This window comes from Sphingomonas sp. NCPPB 2930 (assembly GCF_042867205.1).
GTDB lineage: Bacteria > Pseudomonadota > Alphaproteobacteria > Sphingomonadales > Sphingomonadaceae > Sphingomonas.
This window is the reverse complement of record NZ_JBHZQU010000040.1, coordinates 1-1,604: the sequence shown is the minus strand read 5'-3', so window position 1 is coordinate 1,604 and position 1,604 is coordinate 1. Positions and strand designations below refer to the sequence as shown.

1 protein-coding gene is annotated in these 1,604 nt (G+C 59.2%); it reads left to right on the top strand.

The window, feature by feature from the left end; translation table 11 throughout:
- Nucleotides 1-65 precede the first annotated feature (65 nt).
- The gene (locus ACFX59_RS18200; protein WP_387434454.1) at nt 66-1,505 is read left to right on the top strand and encodes an IS1182 family transposase; all 1,440 of its coding nucleotides are present in this window, start codon (nt 66-68) and stop codon (nt 1,503-1,505) included.
- Nucleotides 1,506-1,604 lie beyond the last annotated feature (99 nt).

The window sequence follows — 1,604 nt, the reverse complement described above, 5'->3', positions numbered from 1 at the left end:
CCACCGAGGCTGTGTAAAAACGCTGTTTTGTGATAGAGTTTGCCGCGATGTCGGGAGGCTTGTCGATGGGCCGTTTCGTAGAAGAACAAGACCGTCGGCAGGATTTTTTGCTGCCAGCATCGCTCGATGATTATGTCGCCGAAGATAACCCGGTTAGGGTCGTCGAGGCGTTTATCGACGAGCTGGATCTGGTGGCAGTTGGCTTTGCCGGAGCGACGCCGGCGCATACCGGGCGCCCGGCCTATCATCCGTCGACGATGCTCAAGATCTATCTCTACGGCTATTTGAACCGGATCCAGTCGAGCCGGCGCCTGGAGCGCGAAGCCCAGCGCAATATCGAATTGATGTGGCTGACCGGTCGACTGGCACCGGACTTCAAGACGATCGCTAACTTTCGACGGGACAATGGTGCAGCGATCCGGGCGGTCTGCAGCCAGTTTGTGGTGCTGTGCCGACAGTTGAGCCTGTTCGGACAGGCGACCGTCGCGATCGACGGCAGCAAGTTCAAAGCGGTGAACAACCGGGATCGCAACTACACAGAACACAAGGTGACCAAGCGGATCGAGCAGGTCGAGGCCAGCATCGAGCGCTACCTTGCGACCCTTGATCGTGCCGATCGTGAGGCCAGCGACGTTCCGCAAGCGCGGGTCGAACAGATCCGTGAGAAGATCGCGGGCTTGCGCGGCCAGATGCGGTTCCTGAAGGAAATGGCCGCACAGCTTGAAGCAGTGCCCGATCATCAGGTTTCACTGACCGATCCAGACGCCAGGTCCATGAACAGCAGTGGTCGCGGTACTGGCATTGTCGGCTACAACCTGCAGGCAGCGGTGGATGCCGAACATCACCTCATCGTCGCGCATGACGTGGTGAACGAGGGCAATGACCGGGCGCAACTCGCGCCGATGGGCCGGCAAGCGCAAGCGGCCATTGCGGCACCCAAGATCACCATTCTGGCGGATCGCGGTTATATGAACGGCGAACAGGTGCTGGAATGCGAAGGCACCGGCATTTTGCCCTGCGTGCCCAGAACCGACACGTCCGGCAAGGCCCAGCGCGGTTTATTCACCAAGGCCGACTTCGTGTACGACGCCGGCCACGACCGATATACCTGCCCGGCCGGAGAATATCTGACCAAGGCACGTACGCGGTCGGACCATCACGGCGACATCGACCATTACCGCAACCTGAGCGCCTGCCATGGCTGTGCACTACGAGCACGCTGCACCACCGAAAAAGTGAAGCGCGTCAAACGATGGAAGCATGAGGCGGTCATCGATGCCATGCAAAAGCGGCTGGACCTGTTGCCCAATGCCATGGGTATCCGTCGCCGGACCGTCGAGCATGTCTTTGGCACGCTCAAATTCTGGATGGGCAGCACCCACTTTCTGACCAAGACCCTCAGAAACGTCAGAACCGAGATGAGTTTGTGCGTGCTGGCATATAATATGAAGCGAATGATCCAGATCATGGGCATTCAACCACTCATTGCAGCGATCCGCACCTGAAAGGCCGGCGCGAAAGCCCGGCACTCGGTCATCGCGGCCTTCCGATCATCACCACGCGCCTTTCATCTCGGGAGCGTTTCTACACAGCCTCCACCCAAC

Coding starts and splice junctions, on each gene's coding strand:
- ACFX59_RS18200 (WP_387434454.1), top strand. CDS start 66: ATGGGCCGTTTCGTAGAAGAACAAGACCGTCGGCAGGATTTTTTGCTG.